The organism is Ectobacillus sp. OTK (assembly GCF_059698935.1).
In genome coordinates, this window is the sequence record NZ_AP048547.1 from 1,155,588 (window position 1) to 1,177,388 (window position 21,801).

The window sequence follows — 21,801 nt, forward strand, 5'->3', positions numbered from 1 at the left end:
ATACAATCAACTAAAAATAGTAGCATTTTCCCCAATGGTAGTTATCTTACTGCTTCTTTTTTTCGATGCTAGGATGTAATTGTAAAGCAAAACATAAGTAAGGGGGAGTTGGAAATATAAAAGAAAGCGTATACAATCAACTAAAAATAGTGGCATTTTTCCCAATCGTAGTTATCTTACCGCTTCTTTTTTTCGATGCTAGAATGTAATTGTAAAACAAAACATAAGTAGGGGGATTGGAAATGTTTAAGAAAGCGCATACAATGTTGTTGGCCTGTATGTTACTGCTTACAGTTGTGCTCACAGGCTGTTCAGGCAATTCAAAAGAGACCTCTGGAGAAAGCGGTTCCAAGAAAACGATAAAATTCATGCACCTTTGGCCTCAGGGAAGCTCCAAACAGCAAAACATGATTGTAACCGATATCATTAAGCAGTTTGAGGCGGAGCACAAAGATGTGAAAGTTGAAGTAGAAGTTCTTGAGAATGAGCAATACAAAAACAAAATCAAGGTTCTTTCTTCCTCAAATGAACTGCCGGATGTAGGATTTACTTGGGCGGCAGGCTATATGAAGCCATTCGTAGAAGGTAAGCTATTTGCATCGCTTGATGATGTTCTAAATGACGGTCTAAAGGATTCTTTCATAAAAGGTACAACTGAAGCTTACGCGACTGATGGAAAAACATACGGATTACCACTTGAATTAAACATTGCACCAATTTATTACAACAAACAAATTTTTGAAAAATACAATTTAGAAGTACCGAAAACATATAGCGAGTTCCAAAACGTAGTACAAACACTTGAAAAGAATGGCGTTGCACCAATCGCGCTTGGAAACAAGGACAGATGGACAGGTTCATTATGGTATATGTACTTGGCTGACAGAATCGGTGGATCAGAGGTATTAAACAAGGCGATTAACCGCTCTGGTTCTTTCGAAGATCCAGCACTTGTTTCTGCTGCTGATGAAGTTCAAAAGCTAGTAAAAGAAAATGCATTCAACAAGGGCTTTAATGGTCTTTCTAATGACGAAGGAAAATCTGAATTCTTAAATGGAAAGGCTGCTATGTACTTAATGGGAACATGGGAGCTGCCAAACTTTACAACAAATGAAGAAATTCCGAAGGATTTCCGTGATAATGTTGGATTCTTTAAATTCCCTACTGTTGAGGGAGGAAAAGGTGATATTAACAGCTGGGTTGGCGGACCTGGTGTAGGATTATTCGTTGCTGAAAACTCAAAAGTAAAAGATGAAGCAAAAGAATTTGTTAAGTTCTTTGTTGAAAAGTGGGGAGAACAGTCCGTTGAAAAAGCGGGTGTAATTCCAGCGACAAAGGTAGATACGACAAAGGTTCAGTTACCGCAGCTATACGTTGATGTGTTGAACGAATTAAATAAGGCAAGCAATCTTACATTGTTTGCGGATGTCCAAATGAGTGCTTCTGTAGCGGAAACTCACTTAAATCTTATTCAATCGTTGTTTGGCGGGGAAGTGAAACCAAGCGACTTTGCTAAAAAGCATGAGGATGCGCTGAAGAAGGAAGAAGGGAAATAAAGCATCCCAAACTTTCGGAAAAGGACATAGCAGATATGATCGATATGTCCTTTCCTACTTTTCTTGTTCGGAAGGAGTGACATGTAGTGGATAAAGTTATGTCTAATAAAAAAGTGATTGCTCTCTATATCGCACCGGCATTATTCCTGGTTCTTGCCTTGATTTATGTGCCAATTGTACAAACGGGGTATTTTGGAATGACGAAGTGGAATGGGGTTGGGGCGAAGGAATTTATCGGTCTTGAGAATTATACGGCTCTTATCCAAGATGCGACATTTTGGAAAACTGCATACCATTCCTTTTTGTTAGCCTTATTTTCGATAATTAGTTTGATTGGCTATCTACTCATTTCCATTATTTTAGCAGGCAAGATCAAAGGTGCCGATTTGCTTAGAAAAATTTATTTGATTCCGATGCTGCTGGCTTCAGTTGCCATTGCACAGCTTTGGCTTAAAATCTATCATCCGAGCAATGGTATTTTAAATACTGTTCTTGTTTCTCTAGGAGTCGAAAATCCGCCATCTTGGCTGGCAGAGCCTAAGCTTGCACTATATGCCATTATCGTCCCAATTATTTGGCAATACGCAGGGTTTTATATCCTGATCTATTATGCAGCATTGAAAAACATTCCTGAGTCCTTGCTGGAAGCTGCCAGAATTGACGGTGCAACACCATGGCAGGTTGCAATGAAAATCAAGCTTCCTTTAATCATGAATGTAATAAAAGTAACGATTGTACTTGCAGTTGTTGGTTCGTTGAAATATTTCGACCTGATTTATGTTATGACAGATGGAGGGCCAAACGGATCAAGTGAAGTTATGGCATCCTACATGTATCATCGAGCATTTAAAGAGTTTGATTTTGGATACGGAAGCGCGATCGGCTTCTTCCTGCTCGTAATCTGTCTTGTTGTCACTTGGATTATTCGCAAGTTTACTGCAGCGGATGAAAATGTGTATTAATAGAGAGGAGGCTTTTAGATGAATAATCCTGTTAGAAAAAATGCATCTCCGGTTATTTTGACTGAGAAGCAAAGCAGTCTCAACACTCATTCACTCTGGAATCGTACAGCCTATGGAATTCTATATCTGTTTCTCATTATCGTGGCTGTTTTTCAAATATTTCCGATTATCTGGCTATTCCTTTTCTCATTGAAGAATAACCAGGAAGTGTTTAATATGTCCCCGTTCGCTCTGCCAGAACATCCAAAATGGGAGAACTATGCAAAGGTATGGACGGAAGGGAACATCAGCCAGTATTTCATGAATAGTGTTGTTTATACAGTTACTGCTGTCATTTTGACAGTTGTACTAGCAAGCATGGTTACTTTCGCTATTACGAGAATGAACTGGAAGGGCAGTAAATTGGCGCTTGGATTATTTATGGTTGGGTTAATGATTCCCGTGCATTCAACACTGATTCCTTTGTTCAGCACATTCACGCAATTCAAGTTGATCGATAGTCCTTTGTCTGTCATCTTGTCTTACACTGCTTTTAATCTTCCAATTACAATCATGATTCTATTGGGCTTTTACGAAGCCTTGCCTCGTGAAGTAGAGGAAGCAGCTGTTATGGACGGGGCATCCATTCATCATATCTTCTTTAAAATCACACTGCCTATGACCTCGCCGGTAATTGCTACGGCAGCTATTATTAACATGATTTACAACTGGAATGAGTTTGTGTTCGTTAATACATTCATCAGTTCCGATTCGTTTAAAACATTAACAGTCGGCATCCAAAACTTTATTGGACAGTACACAACAGATTGGGGAGCAATCGGCGCCACACTAGTTATCAGCATCCTGCCAATTTTAATCGCGTTCTTTGTTCTGAGCAACCGTATTGTGGAAGGAATTGCATCTGGATCTGTAAAAGGATGATTTATAGTTAAAAATTGATGGTAAGGAAGTAGGAGAAAAAATGGGCAAAAATATGTTTTTTAATGCACATCATTCACCAATCGGAGCGTTTTCAAGCTTTACACTAGGCTTTCCTGGAGCAGGAGGGGGGCTTGATCTAGAACTTGGGCGCTCACCACGGCAGAATGTTTATATTGGGGCAGAATCTTTAGAAAAGGAAGGAACGTATGAAGCATTTCCGTTCTTTACTTCCCCGGATGATGATGAAAGCAAAAGATACGACATCGAGAACATGGATCCGAATCCTGATAAGCCAAAGATCATCTTCCCCTTTTCAAAGGAAAACGTAATACGCGACTTTCAGCTGGGGACAGATACATGGAAAGCTGGGGATTTGACATTTACGATTTATTCCCAGGTTGAATCTGTACCAGACCCAGCCAAGGCTGATGAAGCTGAATTGAAGAGGGTATTGATGCCGGCTGTGCTAGCTGAGCTTACAGTTGACAATACCAATGGAACAAAGAGCCGCCGTGCTTTCTTTGGCTACCATGGAAGTGATCCATATAGCTCCATGCGGAGACTAGATGATACGATGGATGGCTTTGCCGGTGTAGGGCAGGGAAGAATTACGGCAATTGTATCTAAAGATCCTGATGTAAAGTCCGCCATGCATTTCAGCATTGAAAATGTACTCACTACTCCTCAGGAAGAAAACTGGACGTTTGGTTTGGGACCATTAGGCACACTTATTATGGATGTACCTGCAGGTGAGTGTAGAACCTACCAGTTCGCTGTTTGTTTTTACAGAGGTGGTCTGGTAACGGCTGGTATGGATACATCCTATTATTATACACGCTATTTCCAGAATATTGAGTCAGTAGCGGCTTATGCGCTTGAAAATTTCGATTCTATAACAGAACGCTCTAAGAAGGTAAATGAGCTGGTAAATGGGGCTGACCATTTATCCGATGATCAAAAGTTTATGTTAATCCATTCAATCCGCAGCTACTACGGCTCAACACAGATGCTGGATTATGAAGGGGAGCCGTTTTGGGTAGTAAATGAAGGCGAATATCGAATGATGAACACCTTCGACCTGACTGTTGATCAGCTCTTCTTTGAGTTAAAGATGAATCCATGGACCGTTAAAAATGAATTGGATATGTTCGTCAAACGTTTCAGCTATGAAGATACGGTTCGTTTTCCTGGCGATGATACTGAATATCCGGGAGGTATTAGTTTTACCCATGATATGGGAGTAGCAAACACGATTTCTCGTCCTAATTTTTCATCTTATGAGTTATACGGGCTGGATGGATGTTTTTCACATATGACGCACGAGCAGTTGGTGAACTGGATTTTGTGTGCAGCCGTTTACGTGGAACAGACAGGAGATGCAGAGTGGCTTAAAGCTAACATGAACATTGTAGAGCGCTGCTTTGAAAGCATGCTGAACCGAGATCATCCACAGTCTGAAAAGCGTAATGGCCTTATGGGTCTTGATTCCTCCCGTGTTATGGGCGGAGCAGAAATTACGACATATGACAGTCTCGATGTATCACTTGGTCAGGCAAGAAACAATATTTATCTCGCTGGGAAGATTTGGGCATCTTATGTAGCGCTCGAAAAGCTGTTTGCTGAAAATAACAGAGCTAACCTTTCTAAGGAAGCAGGAGAGCAAGCTGAAAAATGTGCCAAAACGATTGTGGAGCATGTGACGGAAGGCGGGTATATTCCAGCTGTTATTGGAGAAGGCAATGACTCAAAAATTATTCCCGCAATTGAGGGGCTTATCTTCCCGTACTTTACAAACTGCAAGGAAGCACTAGATGAAACTGGACGCTTCGGCACTTATATCGGTGCGCTAAAGAATCATCTTGAAACAGTGCTTACAGAAGGCATCTGCTTATTTGAGGATGGTGGATGGAAAATTTCATCAACAAGCAACAACTCTTGGTTAAGCAAGATTTACCTATGTCAATTTATCGCTCGCAAGATCCTTGGTTGGAAATGGGATGAAAAAGGGGCAAGAGCTGACGCGGCTCATGTAAAGTGGCTGACTCATCCTGAATTATCCGTCTGGAGCTGGAGTGACCAAATTATATCAGGCCAAATTGCAGGAAGTAAATACTATCCGCGTGGTGTAACGAGCATCCTGTGGCTTGAGGAAAACGAAAGAACGTCTGCAATCTAAGAGGCAGCTGGAAGGAAGTAAGAAGAGGTGATATCCATGCTAGGAAAATCAGTAGGAAAACTATTCACTGTATGTGAGTGGATTATGAAACTATCATATATCAATGTAATATGGTTTCTCTTTACGGCAGCAGGATTGGTTGTATTTGGATTTATGCCGGCGACTGTGGCTTTATTTACAATTGTCCGTAAGTGGCTGATGAAGGAAATTGACATACCGATTTGGAGAACGTTCCTTGCTGCATATAAAAATGAATTCCGAAAATCGAATGTTTTAGGATTCATATTGGCAGTAGGAGGTGCCCTGATTTATATAGATTTTCAGTTTTTGTTAAATACAGAAGGGGTAATCCAGCTTGCTATGTCTATATTCCTGCTGATTATCGCGTGCTTTTACTTGATTCTTCTATTATTCTTCTTTCCGGTATATGTGCATTACGATTTGAAGATGTTTGATTATCTAAAATACGCATTTTTATTGGGAACTTTAAACCCTCACATGGTACTCTGTATGTTGGCAGGATTGTCGGCTTCTGTATTCTTGGTATTGTATCTGCCTGGATTAGTCCCGTTTTTTAGTGCAGTATCTATTTCATGCGTCCTTATGTCTGGCGGGGCCTATAGCTTTAAACGGGTTCAAAAGCTGCAAACGAAAGCTACAATTAGTTATGAAGATAGTGCTGAATATTGAAACAAAATAAAAAGGAGGGTGTCCTAAAAGATAGCGCTATGCGTTTCCTTTTGGGACACCCTCTTTTTTGTTTATTACTTATTTTTCCCTTAGTTTATCATTGTCCGACAGAAGCCCCCACTTCAAGCACGTGATGGGTGATAGTATCCTCCTATCGCTTTTGTAAACTTTTGAGTATCCACTTTGAAGGTGGAGGTCAATTTTACTAAATATACCTTGATATTCACGATATAGGAATTATAAAGTAATTGATTATGAAAAAAGCTGACCCTACTAATGAGAGTCAGCCGTCAACCTAATTATTTTTCCCCATAAGGGTCAATAGTTTGAATAGTTCCATCTTCATTATACTTTAGTTCAGTGTATTTCACAGCACGCTTATGGTTCACTCCATCTGATAACGAGCAATCATGATAGAACAAATACCACTTATCCTTAAATTGGACAATCGAATGATGTGTGGTCCAGCCGATTACAGGAGTAAGAATTGTACCTTTGAATACAAATGGGCCCTGTGGATTTTCACTTACAGCATAAACAATCTTATGAGTTGTACCCGTAGAATAGGATAGATAGTAGAGGCCATTGTATTTATGAATCCATGGGCCTTCAAAATATCTTCGGTCTTCGTCACTTGCAAGAATCGGATCGCCGTTTTCATCAACAATTGAGATTTCCTGTGGTTCACTTTTAAAAGTCAGCATATCGTCGCTTAATTCAGCTACTCTTGGCCCTAAAGCAGGCTCTGTTGGAGCTGGACCTTCAGCATCTGGGTTAAATGTTTCTGTCTGCCATTTTTCCAACTGTCCTCCCCAAAGGCCGCCAAAGTAAACATATGCTCTATCATCATCATCCACTAACACAGCTGGGTCAATACTGAAGCTACCAGGTATGTAATTTTCCTCTGGTGTAAAAGGTCCCGCAGGATTAGGGCTTGTCGCAACGCCAATCCTGAAAATACCATCTTTATCTCTTGCCGGGAAAAATAAGTAATACGTATTGTTTTTGTAAGCAGCGTCGGGTGCCCAAAGCTGTTTACTTGCCCAAGGAATATCTCTTAAGTGAAGCACTTCTCCGTGGTCTACACATGGTGCGTTTACATCATCCATGGATAAAACATGGTAGTCCTCCATTGCATATTGGTCGCCATTATCATTTGAAGGTCCATCATGATCAAGGTCATGAGAAGGATAAATATAAAGCTTTCCTTCAAAGACATGTGCAGAAGGATCTGCTGTAAAAATATGTGTAACTAAAGGTTCATTAGGTTTTGAGTTTTTTCCCATAGTATTGTGTCTCTCCATTAAATAGTATAGATACTTAAAAATTTAGTATAGTAGAAGTTAGATAACTTTGTATACCCGATAAACTAACTTTCTTAAAGAATCTTGTTCCACTGTAAGAACGCATAAATTTCCAGCTGGAAGCGAATTCAGCGTAGTAGGAAATTTTAGGAATACAGTGCAAGCTTTGTTTTAATATCTTAGTTCAACGGTGCTTTAATTGAATAAGAGACCTAAAAAAGTGCCCTTTTTCCTGTTGGTAGATTTTTAATGTAATTATTTGAGGATTATCCATTCTGTTCTTTTTCAACTGGCTGACGAGACGAGGCTGCTTTGAGAAAAATGGGAATGGTAGGTGAAGGATATTCTCCTTATCCCCCAAACTCTTCCTAGGAAGAAGATACAGAATCCCCCACCTTCGTTCGACCAACGGAAGTTCCCTTGTGGGAAAGGAGCATTAGCGAGTAGGTGGGGGAGTTCAATCATATCTAAATAGTAGAAATTCCTTAGATACTCGTTGGTTGTTTTAGAGACAAAGATTGAGGTCTCTCACAAGTACTTTCCATTATATAGTGTTTTCCATTATCCGAGGAATCATGGAAGCCATGCATTGCTTCTAAAACATGATAAGCTAATTTGCCATTTGCACGATATGTGCTTCCATTGAGGATAGCTTGAGCCATATCTGCTACACCAAGGCCTCTGCTGTTTTGTGAATAGCCATAAGACAGGGGCACATCTACAAATTCTTTTTCGTCACGTTTTCTGATGCGGACAGGTCCTCCAAACGTATTTGGATCGGGAACTAGCAATGTACCTTCACTGCCGTATATTTCGATAGGAGGCAGCGATGTTCCCCCAAAAGCGTCAAAGCTTGTTGTAATTGTTCCGATTGCACCAGATGCAAAATCTATAGTGCCCGAGATATGAGTTGGGGTTGCAACTTGTATTTTAGTACCAGCTTTTGGTTCGCTAGTGACTGTTCTTTCTGGATAGCTAATGCGAGTTGACCCAGAAATTCGTTTAATTGGCCCCAATAGAGATACCAAAGCTGTTAAATAATAAGGCCCCATATCAAACATTGGGCCGCCCCCAATATCATAATAGAATGCAGGGTCTGGATGCCAATGTTCATGGCCGCGGGTAATCATGAAAGCAGACGCCCCAATGGGAACGCCGATTTCACCTTGTTCAATGAGATGAATTGCTGTTTGGATACCCGCACCTAAGAAGGTGTCAGGCGCACTGCCAACTAAGAGGTTTTGCTTCTTGGCCGTTTCTAAAATTTGTTGTCCCTCCTCACGTGTAACTGCAAGAGGTTTTTCCGTATAAACATGTTTACCCGCTTCAAGTGCTTGGATACAAACGGCTGCGTGGGCCTTTGGAATCGTTAAATTAATAACTAATTCAATCTCAGGGTCTGTAAGGAGTTCCTGTACTGAATAGGCTTTAGGAATACCGTGTTTTGCAGCTTGAGCTTGTGCGCGTTGTTTATCTAAGTCTGCACATGCAACAAGTTCGAGATGATCGAATTTTTGACAATTTTCCATATAGATTGAACTGATATTTCCACAGCCAACAATACCAGTTTTAAGTTTTTTCATATTGGCTCCCCCATTATATAATTTATTGACTATCTCCCATACCTGAATATACAGTGCGATTTCCGTTACCAGATGTTCCTGCTAATGTCTTGGCTCGTTTCTTTCCTTCAGCAGCCCATAAAAAGCCGCGGCGCATGATAAGGGAAACCTCTGGCATCGCCACGATATTAGCTTGATGCCCTAATGAATTATAGAACACATTTCCCAGGCCCCAGCGTTTTGTCCATACGACAGGCATATCAACTGCCTTATTCGTAGCATGCGGACCGTCAACAACTGGGAAGCGTGTGGTTGCGAGCACTTCTACCGCAGGATCGACATGGAGATAATACTGCTCACTGACAACTTTAAAATCAGACAAGCCTTCTAATAGCGGACTTGTAGAATGCTTGATATTAACCATGTACTCCACACCATCATTACCAGGGTGTGCTACCCAATTTCCGCCGGTCATAAATTGCCAGTCAACGTTGTTTCGGAATGAGTCGCACATTCCGCCGTGGCATCCGGCTAAGCCAACACCATTTATAACAGCTTCAGATATATTCAATACATATTTTTTTTCAATTTCTCCCATTGTCCAGTGGGGAATGATTAAATCTAATGACTTCAGTTTTTCAACGTCTGCATAGGAATCAAGTGAATTTGAAACTTCTACATGAAAGTTTTCTTCCTCAAGGATTCCTTTAAAGATTTGTGCCACTTGTTCTGGTTCATGACCATCCCAGCCGCCCCAAACGATCATTGCACGCTTTTTCATTTGTGAAACACTCCTTTTATTTACATGTCTGAAATCTTAATCCATTGACGTTTTTCAATTGATAAATCGACAGCTTCCAATACTTCTTGGCATTTCACGCCATCGCGGAAGTTTGGAACAGGCTGGCGGTCCTCGCGGAATGCTGCCATTAACTCAACAACTTCATGAATAAAGGTATGCTCATAACCGATTGTATGTCCTGGCGGCCACCATGCTTTAGCAAAGGCGTGGGCAGGATCAGTCGCTAATACACGGCGGAAGCCTTGCACATCAGCTCTGTCATCAGTGAAATACACCTGCAATTCATTCATTCGTTCAAAGTCAAAAATCACACTTCCTTTACTGCCGTTAATTTCAAAGGAATTTGTGCAGCGATGACCGGAAGCAAAACGAGTAGCTTCAAAGCTTCCTAAAGCACCGTTAGCAAATCGGGCTAAAAATAATGTAGCATCGTCTACAGTAACTTCGCCTTTTTCTGCATGATCACTAACCGTTGCTGATAAGCCTGTCATATTGGTAGGAAGAGGTCTTTCTTTGATGAACGTGTCACTCATTCCAATAACCTCGGTAATGTCACCAATGAGATAGTGAGCCATGTCAATAAGATGGGCGCCTAAGTCTCCATGGGATCCTGAACCTGCAATATCCTTCTGAAGCCTCCATGCAAGAGGGAAGTCTGGATCAATAAGCCAATCCTGTAAAAACCATGCACGAAAATGGTAGATATCACCTAAGCTACCTTCTTCAATTAGCTTTTTGGCTAACATCACAGCAGGAGCAAACCGATAGTTAAAACCGACCATATGTTTAACTCCAGCAGCTTCAACAGCTTCAAGCATTTCTCTCGCGTCCTTCAACGTAAGTGCTAACGGTTTTTCACAAAAAACGTGCTTGCCTGCTTGAACTGCAGCAATGGTTATTTCCTTATGTACATCACTAGGTGCATTAATATCAATTAAGTCAATATCGTCTCTTTCTAAAAGGCCTCTCCAGTCAGTTGCGTATTCCGCCCAACCGAATTGTTTTGCTGCCTCAGCAACCCCCTCGGGATTGCGTCCACAGATAACCTTCATTTCAGGGTGAATGCTTTTTGGGAAAAAGAGCGGAAGATCACGATAGGCATGACTGTGTGCTTTACCCATAAACTTGTAGCCGACCATTCCAATTTTAATAGTCTCCATGTGTTTGTAATTCCTCCCATTTTCATGCATTGAAATCGCATACATTGTATAGTGAAATTGTAACAGCGTAAACTTAGTTTGTATAGCGTATAAACTAAGTTGCTATAGAAAAAACTCAGATGTTTAAGGTTGTTTTTTATCTATTAGCAATATACATAGCAGAGTGGGGGAGCTAAGAAGATGTTTAGAATTAATCAAGGTGAACCGCATCTTAAGTAAATAGGGATTCTTCTATAATCAGTATCTGAATTCTATCGTGAGATACGCGTAAAATCCAAAGAATCAGCTCCGAGGTTACGGAGCTGATTTACTAGTTTCCTATTCTTTAGTCCATAATTGCCCAGTAGGCAGGTTTTACATTGTAATTTGTATCAAAAACAAAAGGTGCATCTTTTCCTACTCCGTTATTGTACTGTTCCGCACGGTCGTTTAACCATGTATGATTATCAGCAATGCCCCAGAATGTTACATTACTAATTTTATCACCTAATTTCTCATATAAAGCAAATAACTGGTCGTAACGTACTGCCTGGCGTTCGAATTCACTTTCTGGAATTGAATCATAAGTCGGATACGCCGGTTTTGGTGGCCAGCCATAAAGACTAACATCGAGCTCAGTAATTTGATTATCTAACCCAAGATCGGCAAACATGTTAATGGTCTTTTCAATCTCTTGAATAGAAGGCCAACCAATTTGGATGTGAGACTGATGGCCAACCCCATCAATTGGAACACCTTGCGCCAATAAATCCTTAACTAGCTTATATAGCGCAGCTCTTTTTGGTTCTATTTCTGTATTGTAATCATTAATATAAAGTTTAGCGTCTTTTCCAGCATATTTTTTAGCCGTCTCAAAAGCGACTTTGATATAGTCAGTACCAGTGATTTGGTACCATGGAGATTGACGTAAGTTTCCTGAATCGTCGACTACTTCATTAACAACATCCCAAGAGTTTACATCATCTTTATAACGTTTTACGATTGTTTTAATATGGGTTTCTAAGCGCTTTAATAGAAGCTTTTTGTTTTTCTCGCGTTGTTTTGGATCTGTTTCATTGATCATTGGCTTTCCTTCTTCATCAAGGAAGAACCAATCTGGTACCTGGCTATGCCAGACAAGGGTATGGCCGCGTAAGTCCATATTATTTTCTTTAGCAAACTTGACAATTTTATCTGCCTCTGTAAAGTTAAATTTGCCTTCTTCTGGATGAATGTTAATAGGCTTCATGACATTCTCTGCAACGATGCTATTATAATGGCGCTTTAACACTTCAGCGTCCTTGCCTTCTAATTGATAAGGTTCAACGGCTGCACCAATTGTGAAGGAATCTTTATATCTTTCATCCATTGGTTGTACTGCTAATGCACTAACTGGCTCAGTTGCAGCAGATACACTATTCATTCCTGCAGGTAGCAATAAGGCTAAGGCTAATCCGGAAATAACAGGTTTACGTAGAATTTTTAGCACGTTTTGATCTCCTTTAAAAAAATATTTTTTGAAAAGGCTTTCTAAAATGATTAATTAAACCTCCTTTTTTTATAGTTTTCTAGCCAGGGGATATGAAGAAAGGGTTTTCAATTCACTTTGAAAACTTTTGTAGCTCTAGTATCCTGGCTCGAGTTTATTATAACAGGGCTTAGTTAGTTTGTATATCGAACTAACTAAGTTTTTTGAATTTTTTTTAGATTGAACCAATTTGAAAGCCCTTAGCCCTTGTGTACCAAGGGTTTTTAAATAAAAAAAAGAGTACCTCCTCAAGTTCTTGTATAATAATGGCTACTGCACACTCTATCCAAGAAACAGGTTTAACCCCTATGTCTATTACATGATAGGAAAATCTGTTTAACATAAGAGGTTTATACGATTTAGGACCCTCCAAGCGAGTTAAATCTGTTTTTTCAATGCTTCTCATTGAATCACTGTTGTTAAAGGCAACGTCGTAAATAAAGCCTGCCGTTGAATCTCACGGTCACGGTAGGCTTTATTTACGATCATTGGCGTCATTCATATAAAAAATACATTTACCCTACTGCATTTGGAGTTTTGACCTAAGGAAATTTTCAGTTGAAAAAGCTGCAACTCCCAACGCAGAAGAAGGCAATGATAAATCTGAAAAATCAACTTTAATATCTGTTTGATGGAACGGCAATGTGAATTTGCTAATAACGTCCCGAACTTGAGGTTCAATCCATCGTCTTGCTGCTGCAAGACGGCTTCCAATGATAATTTGCTGAGGATTAAATGCATGGATGATATTAATAATCCCCAAGCCAAGATTTCTGCCAACATCCTCCAATAGTTGAATGATTGCTTGCTCACCATTTTGGGCAAGTGAGATGATTTCACTTAAATTGACATCATTTTTTAAGCCCAAGTTTATTTCACTTGCCTTTGATAGCAAGGATTGTTCAGACGCATATAACTCCCAGCAGCCTCTATTTCCACATCGGCACTGCATCCCGTTTTTATCAATTGTCATATGCCCGAACTCACCTGAATATCCATTAACTCCTTTATATAACTCACCATTAATAATAATGCCGGTTCCGATCCCGATCCCTGCGCTTACATAAACCAGGTCATCAAAAGGCTGTCCGAGTCCGAACTTTTTCTCCCCGTAAGCACCAGCATTTGCTTCGTTTTCGACAATAACGGGTACGTTGAACATGTTTTCAAGTGATGCTGTTAGTGAAACGTTTTTCCAGCCAAGATTGGGGGCGAGCAGAATATCTCCTTCCTTGTTCACAATGCCTGGTGCACCAATTCCAATTCCGACGATTCCGTAGGGAGAGGGAGGGGCAGCCTGTATTAAAAAGGAAATGACGCTTTTTACACGGTCAAGAGTATCCTCAAAGGATACATTTGTATATTTTTCATTTTTGGTAGCCACAATGTTTCCGTGAAGATCGGTTAAGACACCGAGGATGTAGTTGACACCGAGGTCAAGCCCAATGGAATAACCGGCTCCTTGGTTAAGCAAAAGCATTACTGGGCGCCTGCCCCCGCTGGATTCGCCCCGACCGGATTCATAGATTAACTGTTCCTCCAGCAGCTCTGCTACTAATGATGAAACTGTCCCTTTGTTTAAACCGGATGTTTGGGCGATATCCGCACGTGAAATAGGAGAATTGTTCATAATCAGGTTGAATACAACCGATTTATTTTCTTTTTTTACTAACTGTTGATTCCAGGTAGTCTGCATAATGAGTTCCGTTCCTTTCTTTTACAATAGCCTTACATCTATTATAGCGATTTTATTCTTCTGAATAAATTTTAATTATAAAAAACTTTGTTCATCCGATAGACAAACAAAGTTTGTAGTGATATAATCATTTCATAAGTTACACAGCTGAGAGAGAACCGGTGCATAGTTGTTCTTCTGATTCTATCTTTAGCTTGTTGTAAACGGTAACAACAAAATCATTCGTGAATGTATAACATGAAACAAAAGAGGGGGAAATTTCACATGACTTATTTCCAAAATATTAACCAAATTAAGTATGAAGGTCCAACATCAAAAAATCCGCTTTCATTTAAATACTACAATCCAGAAGAAAAAATCAATGGAAAAACAATGGAGGAAATCTTACGCTTTTCCGTTGCGTATTGGCACACATTCGCTGCTGATGGAACAGATCCATTCGGTGCGGGAACGATGATTCGCCCTTGGGATCATTATAAAGGGTTAGACTTGGCAAAAGCGCGTGTGGAAGCAGCATTTGAATTGTTTGAAAAGCTAAATGTACCTTTCTTCTGCTTCCACGATTCCGATATCGCACCTGAAGGAAACACACTAAAGGAAACATATGACGCTCTTGATCCGATTGTTGCGATGATTAAGGATTATATGAAAACAAGCAAAACGAAATTGCTTTGGAATACAGTGAATGCGTTTACGCATCCGAGATATGTCCACGGCGCAGCTACTTCCAATAATGCGGATGTATTTGCCTATGCTGCCGCAAAAGTGAAAAAGGGTCTTGAAATCGGAAAAGAGCTTGGGGCAGAAAACTATGTATTCTGGGGCGGCCGTGAAGGCTACGAAACATTATTAAATACGGATATGAAGCTTGAACAGGATAATTTGGCACGCTTCTTCCATATGGCTGTTGATTATGCGAAGGAAATTGGTTTTGACGGCCAATTCTTGATTGAGCCGAAGCCAAAAGAGCCAACAAAGCACCAATATGATTTTGATGTTGCGACTGGTCTAGCATTCTTGCAAAAATATGATCTTGAGGACTACTTCAAGTTCAATATCGAAGCGAACCATGCGACGCTTGCCGGTCATACATTTGAACACGAACTGCGCGTTGCCCGCATTAACGGTATGCTTGGATCTGTCGATGCGAACCAAGGGGATACACTAATTGGCTGGGATACAGATGAGTTCCCGACAGATTTATATTCTACAACATTAGCAATGTATGAAATTCTATTGAACGGCGGTCTTGGCAAAGGCGGACTTAATTTTGACGCGAAGGTAAGAAGAGGCTCCTTTGAACCAGAAGATCTGTTCCATGCCCACATTGCCGGAATGGATGCATTTGCAATCGGCTTGAAGGTAGCGAATAAGCTGATCGAGGACAAGGTATTAGAGAATGTGATCGCTGATAGATACAGCAGCTTCACAGAAGGTATTGGCTTAGAGATCGTGGAAGGCAGAGCGGATTTCCATAAGCTTGAGCAATATGCGTTAAACCTTGGAGAAATTAAGAACAAATCCGGCCGTCAGGAACGATTAAAAGCATTGGTAAATCAATACCTATTGGAAACGTTAGCAAGAGTAACTGTATAATAGAAACGAACATCCCAATAAATAAGGAACATGCTGGAATGGTGTTTTGTTCCAGCATGTTTTTATCATCTAGTATAATTATTAAATAAAAAGGTGATACAGGTGAAATTGTGTGGAGTACACAAAATTATCGGTATAACAACCAGTTTAATTTCAAATATGCAGGCTATTTGAAAAAAATGATATCAGTAGCTTTCATTCCTATTGACTTTTTTACGCTTTTGAATGTAAAACGAAATCTGAAATCGATTCCTATACTGCTTAGGCAGAACGTCAAATAAAGTGCTTTTCACGTGAAAGAGAAAAAAATAGTTCACATGGTGAACAAGCCAAGTTGGGGTTTGATATAATCCATATGAGAACGATTTCAACGTTTATTAACAATACAACGTAGTTGATTAGCACGAATTAACTATTAAAAGTAATGAAACGTATTAGAGATGAATACTACAAATGTTTAGCTGTGAAAAACTGTCATGTCTTAGTCATTATTCTGTTTAATTCAATCTATTGTTTTTAAAGGGAGATTAAGAACTGATTACAGTAAGTATTTGGGGTATAGTTTGTTCCGTAAGTCATTTGTAAATTCAAAATAGAAGGGAGTATACAGATAGATTTTAGAATAATAAACCAAAAAGAAACAGGTTGTTTGAAACTTCTCTAACTGTATAAATAATAATGTGTTTTGAAAACGCTATAAAAATCAGAATGGGATTGAAAGAGTTATTAATATTTATTATATAATGGCAAGATAACTAATGAATGATGCTGCATGGTTATTTATAAGTCATTTGTTAAACTTATATAAATAAATGTTCTTTTTGGTTATTAAAATCTGTTTGTAGCAAACTATGAAACAAAAACGAAACTCACTTTATATCTTTTCAATTACGTTAGTAGCTGCTATTGGTGGTTTGCTTTTTGGTTATGATACAGCTGTAATATCTGGTGCCGAAGCATCAATACGGGCATATTTTATCGATAGCTTAGGCTTAGGATCATTAGCGCACGGAGCAACAATTTCAAGTGCATTAATAGGCTGTATCATCGGAGGATTTTTATCTGGTTATTTCGCGTCAAATTTTGGTCGTAAAAATTCACTTATGATAGCAGCTGTACTATTCATTGTATCAGCCTTAGGGGCTGCTTATCCTGAGTTTTTATTTTTCACAAAAGGAGAACCAACGATCTCTTTGTTGCTTGCCTTTAACGTGTACCGAATAATAGGTGGAATTGGCGTTGGTTTGGCATCTGCAATTTGCCCAATGTATATAGGGGAAATTGCTCCTGCTGATATTCGTGGTCGGTTGGTTTCGTTCAATCAATTTATGATTATTTTTGGTATGTTGGTTGTTTACTTTGTTAACTGGGGCATTGCTAACGGAGAGACATTAGAATGGATAAACGATATGGGTTGGAGATATATGTTTGCTTCAGGAGCTATTCCAGCTTTATTATTTGGTATACTTTTATTTTTCGTGCCAGAAACACCTCGATACTTAGTAATACAAAATCAAGATGATAAAGCTCTAGCCATTCTTACTAAAATTAATAATAGTTCTGCAGAGGCGAAATCCATCTTGACTGAAATTAAACAAACGATGAAGGTAAATGTTTCTTCCGAAAAACTATTCGCTTATGGGAAATTAGTGATTGTTACTGGAGTCCTTCTCTCTGTATTCCAACAGTTTGTTGGTATCAACGTTGCTTTATATTATGCGCCACATATTTTTGAAAGTATGGGAGCTGCAAAAGATGCTTCCATGTTACAGGCAATTGTTATGGGATTAGTCAATGTTATCTTTACTGTTGTTGCCATCATGACTGTGGATAGATGGGGACGTAAACCTTTATTAATAACAGGTTCCATCGGTATGGCTATTGGTATGTTTGGTGTAGCAGGAATGGCCTTCTCAAATATTATTGGAATTAGTACGTTAGTATTCATTATTATATACACAGCTTCATTCATGATGTCATGGGGACCAATATGTTGGGTATTGATTTCTGAAATTTTCCCTAACAAAATTCGTGGACAAGCCGTGGCTGTTGCTGTAGCGGCACAATGGGCTGCTAACTACCTGATTTCATCTACTTATCCAATGATGATGGAATATAGTGGCGGTTTAACCTATGGTTTCTATGGTCTAATGAGTGTACTTTCAGCTGTATTTGTTTGGAAGTTTGTTCCTGAAACAAAAGGGAAGACCTTGGAGGAAATGGAAACATATTGGGATAAATCAGCGTAATACATTATAAAACCTAGGAAATATAAAGACTGCCGTTGAATTTCCCGGCAGTCTTTATATTTTATTATTGGTGGCGTGTCTGTTTGTGAAAAGGGAACAACGAACATGATGAATGTTCCTGTTGATGGGAATGTAGTCAAAAGGTGCTAGGAGGAAAAAAAGTGAAAGTAGTAATTGCGTCTGATCATGGTGGAATGAATATTCGTAAAGAAATAATCTCATTAATGGAAGAGCTGAAGATAGAGTATGTAGATTTAGGGTGTGAATGTAACACCTCTGTTGACTATCCAGATTACGCGATTCCAGTGGCTGAAAAGGTGGCAAGTGGTGAAGTGGATCGAGGTATTCTAATTTGTGGTACAGGAATTGGAATGAGTATTGCAGCTAACAAAGTAAAAGGAGTCCGTTGCGCGCTTGTACACGATACATTCAGTGCCAAGGCAACGAGAGAACATAATAATACAAATATATTGGCTATGGGAGAACGTGTCATTGGTCCGGGCTTAGCTCGAGATATTGCGAAAATATGGTTAACAACCCCCTTCGAAGGTGGTAGGCATGAAAATCGTGTCAATAAAATAACAGCATATGAAGTGACTTTTGAGTAAAATCAGGAACATATTATATCAGGAAGATGGCTTTATTGCCTTGGCTAAGTACCCAACACCTGAAACCATTAAATGTATGGTCTTGCACGGTACAGTTTTTACAATTTTCTTTCCTTAATTATTGGGTATCTTATCAGAACCGTTTTTAAGACTCATCTATCCATAGCGGCACGAGAGGATGATGAATAATGAAGAAAAGATGGATGATCCTATTATTCTGCGTTTTCTTTTTAACCGCCTTAATAGGTTATACAGTTAAGTTCCTTAGAGAAAATGATAAGCCTAAAGTGGTTGCTGTTTTAAAAGAATTAGATTCACAGTATTGGAAAATTGTTAAAGGAGGGGTAGAAAAGGGATTTCGTGATTTTGATATAGATGGTAAAGTTCTCGCAACTCATGACGGATCCGTAGAAGAACAGAACGATATATTAAAAAATGTTCTTAAAGAAAAGCCAGACGTAGTAATTGTCGCTCCGATTTCTGCATCTAATATTCCTATCTTAAAGGAGTTTGACAAAAACAATATTCCCGTATTGTTAGTAGACACAAATGACCTCTGGGAAAATAAAACTTCCTATATTGGTACTGATAATTTTGAACTAGGAAGAAAAGCAGGGGAATTATTAGCATCGCAACTGCAACCTGGAGATGAGGTGGCCCTTCCCCTTTTTGACGGATTTTTAACCAATCAAGTTTTTAGTGAACGAATAAACGGAGTTAAATATAGTTTAGAAGACGCAGGCGTTACAGTCTTGGTAGACACAGTAAAATTACGGGACGAACTTTCATCTGTTAAAAAAGCAATGACAAATATTTTACAGGATCATCCTGATGTTAAAGGGGTATTTGCTGTAAATGATATCATAGCACTAAGTGTTTTCGAGGTCACTAAGGAACATAGGTATAAAATGCCGATTGTAGGAGCGGATGGAGTTATCGAAATGGTGGATTTAATAGAAGATGGAACTCTCACTGGTACAATAGCACAGAATCCTTATGATATGGGCTATATAAGTGTGGAAACTGCAGTGAAAGTGATAAAGGGAGAAAAAGTTGCAAAAAATATAGATACTGGTATAGATATTATCACTAAGGATAATGCGAAACAGAAGCTAGATTTTCTGAAACAATTGTTGAAGTGAAGCGAAATGGCACATACATTGATTGGCAGAGGTCACAGGCTAGTAGCTGATGGCGTCGTCGTATTGAAAAAGCTCAGTCCACGAACTATTCTCGGTACTCATGATAGGAGAACGAAGGAATTTCTTGCTCTACGTAGTGTCGGACTGTTGAATGTGGTCCGCTTATATGGGAGAAAAGCTTTTCAGGATGAACCGAGGATCGCGCTCGATATCGAATTAACAAAATGGCAAAAAAATTCCCTTAATAATGAATTAGAGCACGAACCTACATTTACAGAATATATGGGCGTTTAAATTCCTTATATTGAGATTCAGCTCCAACCTGGTCGAGACGTGTCGGGGTTAATTGAAGCTGCTGCAAATTAATGAGCGTACTTTCAGCTATATTTGTTTGGAAGTCTGTCCCTGAAACGAAAGGGAAGACCCTAGAGGAAATGGAGACAGTTTGGAATAAATCAGCATAATACATTATAGAACATAGGAAATATAAAGACTGTCGCTGAATTTCACGGCAGTCTTTATGTATTATTATTGTTATTAATCTAAAAATAAGCTTACTTTACTATAGTTGCAGTTTTGACCTAAGGAATACTTCGGTTGAAAAAGCGGACACTCCCAAGGCGGAAGAGGGAAGGGATAAATCTGAAAAATGGACTTTAATACCTGTGTGATGAAAAGACAATGTAAATCTGTCTATCACGTCCCGAACCTGGGACTCAATCCATTGTCTTGCTGCTGCAAGGCGATTTCCAATGATAATTTGCTGCGGATTAAATGCATGGATGATATTAATGATCCCCAAGCCAAGATTTTGGCCGATTTCTTCCAATAGTTGAATGGCTGTTTCCTCACCATTTTCTGCAAGTGATATGATTTCGCCCAAATTGATATCATTTTTTATTCCCAGGTTCATTTCATTAGCTTTTGATATCAGGGATTGTTCAGATGCATACAGTTCCCAGCAGCCTTTATTTCCGCATCGGCATTGCATTCCGTTTTTGTCAATTGTCATATGCCCGAATTCACCTGAATATCCATTAACCCCTTTATACAGCTCACCATTAATAATAATGCCTGTTCCGATCCCGATTCCCGCACTTACATAAATCAGATTATCAAAGGGCTGCCCTAGTCCAAACTTTTTCTCTCCATAAGCACCGGCATTTGCCTCGTTTTCGACAATAACAGGTACATTGAACATTCTTTCAAGCTCTGCTGTTAGTGAAACGTTTTTCCATCCTAGGTTGGGAGCAAGCAAAATATCTCCTTCTTTGTTTAAAACTCCGGGTGCACCAATTCCGATTCCGACGATTCTATAGGGAGAGGGAGGGGCAGCATCAATTAAAAAGGAAATAACACTTTTCACACGATTAAGAGTATCTTCAAAAGATACATTTGTATACTTTTCATTTTTCGTAGTCACAATGTTTCCGTGAAGATCGGTTAGGACTCCGAGAATATAGTTGACACCAAGGTCAAGTCCAATGGAATAGCCGGCACCTTGGTTAAACAGGAGCATTACCGGGCGTCTGCCCCCGCTGGATTCACCTGGGCCAGACTCATAAATTAACTGTTCCTCCAGCAGCTCTGCTACTAATGATGAAACTGTTCCTTTGTTTAAACCGGATGTTTGCGCGATATCAGCACGTGAAATAGGGGAATGATTCATAATTAGATTTAAGACAATTGACTTATTTTCCTTTTTTACTAACTGTTGATTCCAGATCACTTGCATAATAATTTCCGTCCCCTTCTTTGTATAGCAGTTGTACATCTGCTATAACGATTTTATTTTTCTAAATTGGTTCTATTAATTATTATAAACTTTGTTCATCCGATAGACAAACAAAGTTTGTGGTGATATAATCAA

At 39.4% G+C, this 21,801-nt stretch carries 16 protein-coding genes and 2 pseudogenes; 11 read left to right on the forward strand and 7 right to left on the reverse strand.

Going from position 1 to position 21,801, the window contains the following annotated elements:
- Positions 1–242 precede the first annotated feature (242 nt).
- From AC6HZ4_RS05735 to AC6HZ4_RS05755, 5 genes are all read left to right on the forward strand, one after another.
- A complete protein-coding gene (locus AC6HZ4_RS05735) occupies positions 243–1,556 on the forward strand; it encodes an extracellular solute-binding protein (protein WP_497494022.1) in 1,314 nt (437 codons plus the stop codon).
- A gap of 86 nt (positions 1,557–1,642) precedes the next feature.
- Entirely contained in the window at positions 1,643–2,518 is an 876-nt protein-coding gene (locus AC6HZ4_RS05740; RefSeq protein ID WP_497494023.1) for a carbohydrate ABC transporter permease, read from the forward strand.
- An 18-nt stretch (positions 2,519–2,536) separates the two neighbouring features.
- A complete protein-coding gene (locus AC6HZ4_RS05745; protein ID WP_497494024.1) occupies positions 2,537–3,439 on the forward strand; it encodes a carbohydrate ABC transporter permease in 903 nt (300 codons plus the stop codon).
- A 40-nt stretch (positions 3,440–3,479) separates the two neighbouring features.
- A complete protein-coding gene (locus AC6HZ4_RS05750; RefSeq protein WP_497494026.1) occupies positions 3,480–5,615 on the forward strand; it encodes a glycoside hydrolase family 52 protein in 2,136 nt (711 codons plus the stop codon).
- A 36-nt stretch (positions 5,616–5,651) separates the two neighbouring features.
- Positions 5,652–6,305 carry a YesL family protein gene (locus tag AC6HZ4_RS05755; RefSeq protein WP_497494027.1) on the forward strand — a complete coding sequence of 218 codons (654 nt, stop codon included), beginning with the start codon at positions 5,652–5,654 and terminating at the stop codon, positions 6,303–6,305.
- Between the two features lie 299 nt (positions 6,306–6,604).
- Here AC6HZ4_RS05755 and AC6HZ4_RS05760 read toward each other — a convergent pair whose 3' ends face one another.
- The 6 genes from AC6HZ4_RS05760 to AC6HZ4_RS05785 all read right to left on the reverse strand — a co-directional run bounded on the left by AC6HZ4_RS05760 (position 6,605) and on the right by AC6HZ4_RS05785 (position 14,336).
- Positions 6,605–7,591 carry a glycoside hydrolase family 43 protein gene (locus AC6HZ4_RS05760; protein WP_497494028.1) on the reverse strand — a complete coding sequence of 329 codons (987 nt, stop codon included), beginning with the start codon at positions 7,589–7,591 and terminating at the stop codon, positions 6,605–6,607.
- Positions 7,592–8,094: 503 nt separating this feature from the next.
- A complete protein-coding gene (locus tag AC6HZ4_RS05765; protein WP_497494029.1) occupies positions 8,095–9,192 on the reverse strand; it encodes a Gfo/Idh/MocA family protein in 1,098 nt (365 codons plus the stop codon).
- 22 nt (positions 9,193–9,214) lie between these two features.
- Positions 9,215–9,952, reverse strand: a complete 738-nt coding sequence (locus AC6HZ4_RS05770) for a ThuA domain-containing protein (protein WP_497494030.1) — start codon at positions 9,950–9,952, stop codon at positions 9,215–9,217.
- Between the two features lie 20 nt (positions 9,953–9,972).
- Complete coding sequence (locus AC6HZ4_RS05775) at positions 9,973–11,133, reverse strand: Gfo/Idh/MocA family protein (protein WP_497494031.1); 1,161 nt, start codon at positions 11,131–11,133, stop codon at positions 9,973–9,975.
- 325 nt (positions 11,134–11,458) lie between these two features.
- Entirely contained in the window at positions 11,459–12,601 is a 1,143-nt protein-coding gene (locus tag AC6HZ4_RS05780; protein WP_497494032.1) for an endo-1,4-beta-xylanase, read from the reverse strand.
- A gap of 559 nt (positions 12,602–13,160) precedes the next feature.
- Positions 13,161–14,336 (reverse strand): ROK family transcriptional regulator, encoded by a 1,176-nt coding sequence (locus AC6HZ4_RS05785; RefSeq protein ID WP_497494033.1) that lies wholly within the window; start codon positions 14,334–14,336, stop codon positions 13,161–13,163.
- A gap of 264 nt (positions 14,337–14,600) precedes the next feature.
- On the opposite strand from AC6HZ4_RS05785, the gene xylA reads away from it, so the two are divergent.
- The 6 genes and pseudogenes from xylA to AC6HZ4_RS05815 form a co-directional block, all read left to right on the forward strand.
- Positions 14,601–15,932 carry a xylose isomerase gene (xylA, locus tag AC6HZ4_RS05790; RefSeq protein ID WP_497494034.1) on the forward strand — a complete coding sequence of 444 codons (1,332 nt, stop codon included), beginning with the start codon at positions 14,601–14,603 and terminating at the stop codon, positions 15,930–15,932.
- 851 nt (positions 15,933–16,783) lie between these two features.
- Positions 16,784–18,181 (forward strand): D-xylose transporter XylE, encoded by a 1,398-nt coding sequence (xylE, locus tag AC6HZ4_RS05795; RefSeq protein WP_497494035.1) that lies wholly within the window; start codon positions 16,784–16,786, stop codon positions 18,179–18,181.
- A gap of 161 nt (positions 18,182–18,342) precedes the next feature.
- Positions 18,343–18,789, forward strand: a complete 447-nt coding sequence (gene rpiB, locus AC6HZ4_RS05800) for a ribose 5-phosphate isomerase B (protein WP_497494036.1) — start codon at positions 18,343–18,345, stop codon at positions 18,787–18,789.
- A gap of 188 nt (positions 18,790–18,977) precedes the next feature.
- On the forward strand, positions 18,978–19,931 hold the full coding sequence (locus tag AC6HZ4_RS05805; protein ID WP_497494037.1) for a sugar ABC transporter substrate-binding protein: 954 nt from the start codon (positions 18,978–18,980) through the stop codon (positions 19,929–19,931).
- A pseudogene (locus tag AC6HZ4_RS05810) lies at positions 19,932–20,294 on the forward strand (HPr(Ser) kinase/phosphatase); the annotation flags it as partial.
- A pseudogene (locus AC6HZ4_RS05815) lies at positions 20,294–20,395 on the forward strand (MFS transporter); the annotation flags it as partial. The pseudogenes AC6HZ4_RS05810 and AC6HZ4_RS05815, both read left to right, overlap by 1 nt.
- Before the next feature lie 98 nt (positions 20,396–20,493).
- On the opposite strand, the gene AC6HZ4_RS05820 reads toward AC6HZ4_RS05815, so the two are convergent.
- Entirely contained in the window at positions 20,494–21,666 is a 1,173-nt protein-coding gene (locus AC6HZ4_RS05820; RefSeq protein WP_497494038.1) for an ROK family protein, read from the reverse strand.
- Between the last annotated feature and the right edge of the window lie 135 nt (positions 21,667–21,801).

Bases quoted from the DNA above. Each gene is read 5' to 3' on its own strand.
- AC6HZ4_RS05770 (WP_497494030.1), bottom strand. From the start codon at position 9,952: ATGAAAAAGCGTGCAATGATCGTTTGGGGCGGCTGGGATGGTCATGAA.
- AC6HZ4_RS05745 (WP_497494024.1), top strand. From the start codon at position 2,537: ATGAATAATCCTGTTAGAAAAAATGCATCTCCGGTTATTTTGACTGAG.
- AC6HZ4_RS05750 (WP_497494026.1), top strand. From the start codon at position 3,480: ATGGGCAAAAATATGTTTTTTAATGCACATCATTCACCAATCGGAGCG.
- AC6HZ4_RS05775 (WP_497494031.1), bottom strand. From the start codon at position 11,133: ATGGAGACTATTAAAATTGGAATGGTCGGCTACAAGTTTATGGGTAAA.
- AC6HZ4_RS05785 (WP_497494033.1), bottom strand. From the start codon at position 14,336: ATGCAGACTACCTGGAATCAACAGTTAGTAAAAAAAGAAAATAAATCG.
- AC6HZ4_RS05820 (WP_497494038.1), bottom strand. From the start codon at position 21,666: ATGCAAGTGATCTGGAATCAACAGTTAGTAAAAAAGGAAAATAAGTCA.
- AC6HZ4_RS05805 (WP_497494037.1), top strand. From the start codon at position 18,978: ATGAAGAAAAGATGGATGATCCTATTATTCTGCGTTTTCTTTTTAACC.
- xylE (WP_497494035.1), top strand. From the start codon at position 16,784: ATGAAACAAAAACGAAACTCACTTTATATCTTTTCAATTACGTTAGTA.
- AC6HZ4_RS05755 (WP_497494027.1), top strand. From the start codon at position 5,652: ATGCTAGGAAAATCAGTAGGAAAACTATTCACTGTATGTGAGTGGATT.
- AC6HZ4_RS05735 (WP_497494022.1), top strand. From the start codon at position 243: ATGTTTAAGAAAGCGCATACAATGTTGTTGGCCTGTATGTTACTGCTT.
- AC6HZ4_RS05760 (WP_497494028.1), bottom strand. From the start codon at position 7,591: ATGGGAAAAAACTCAAAACCTAATGAACCTTTAGTTACACATATTTTT.
- AC6HZ4_RS05765 (WP_497494029.1), bottom strand. From the start codon at position 9,192: ATGAAAAAACTTAAAACTGGTATTGTTGGCTGTGGAAATATCAGTTCA.
- xylA (WP_497494034.1), top strand. From the start codon at position 14,601: ATGACTTATTTCCAAAATATTAACCAAATTAAGTATGAAGGTCCAACA.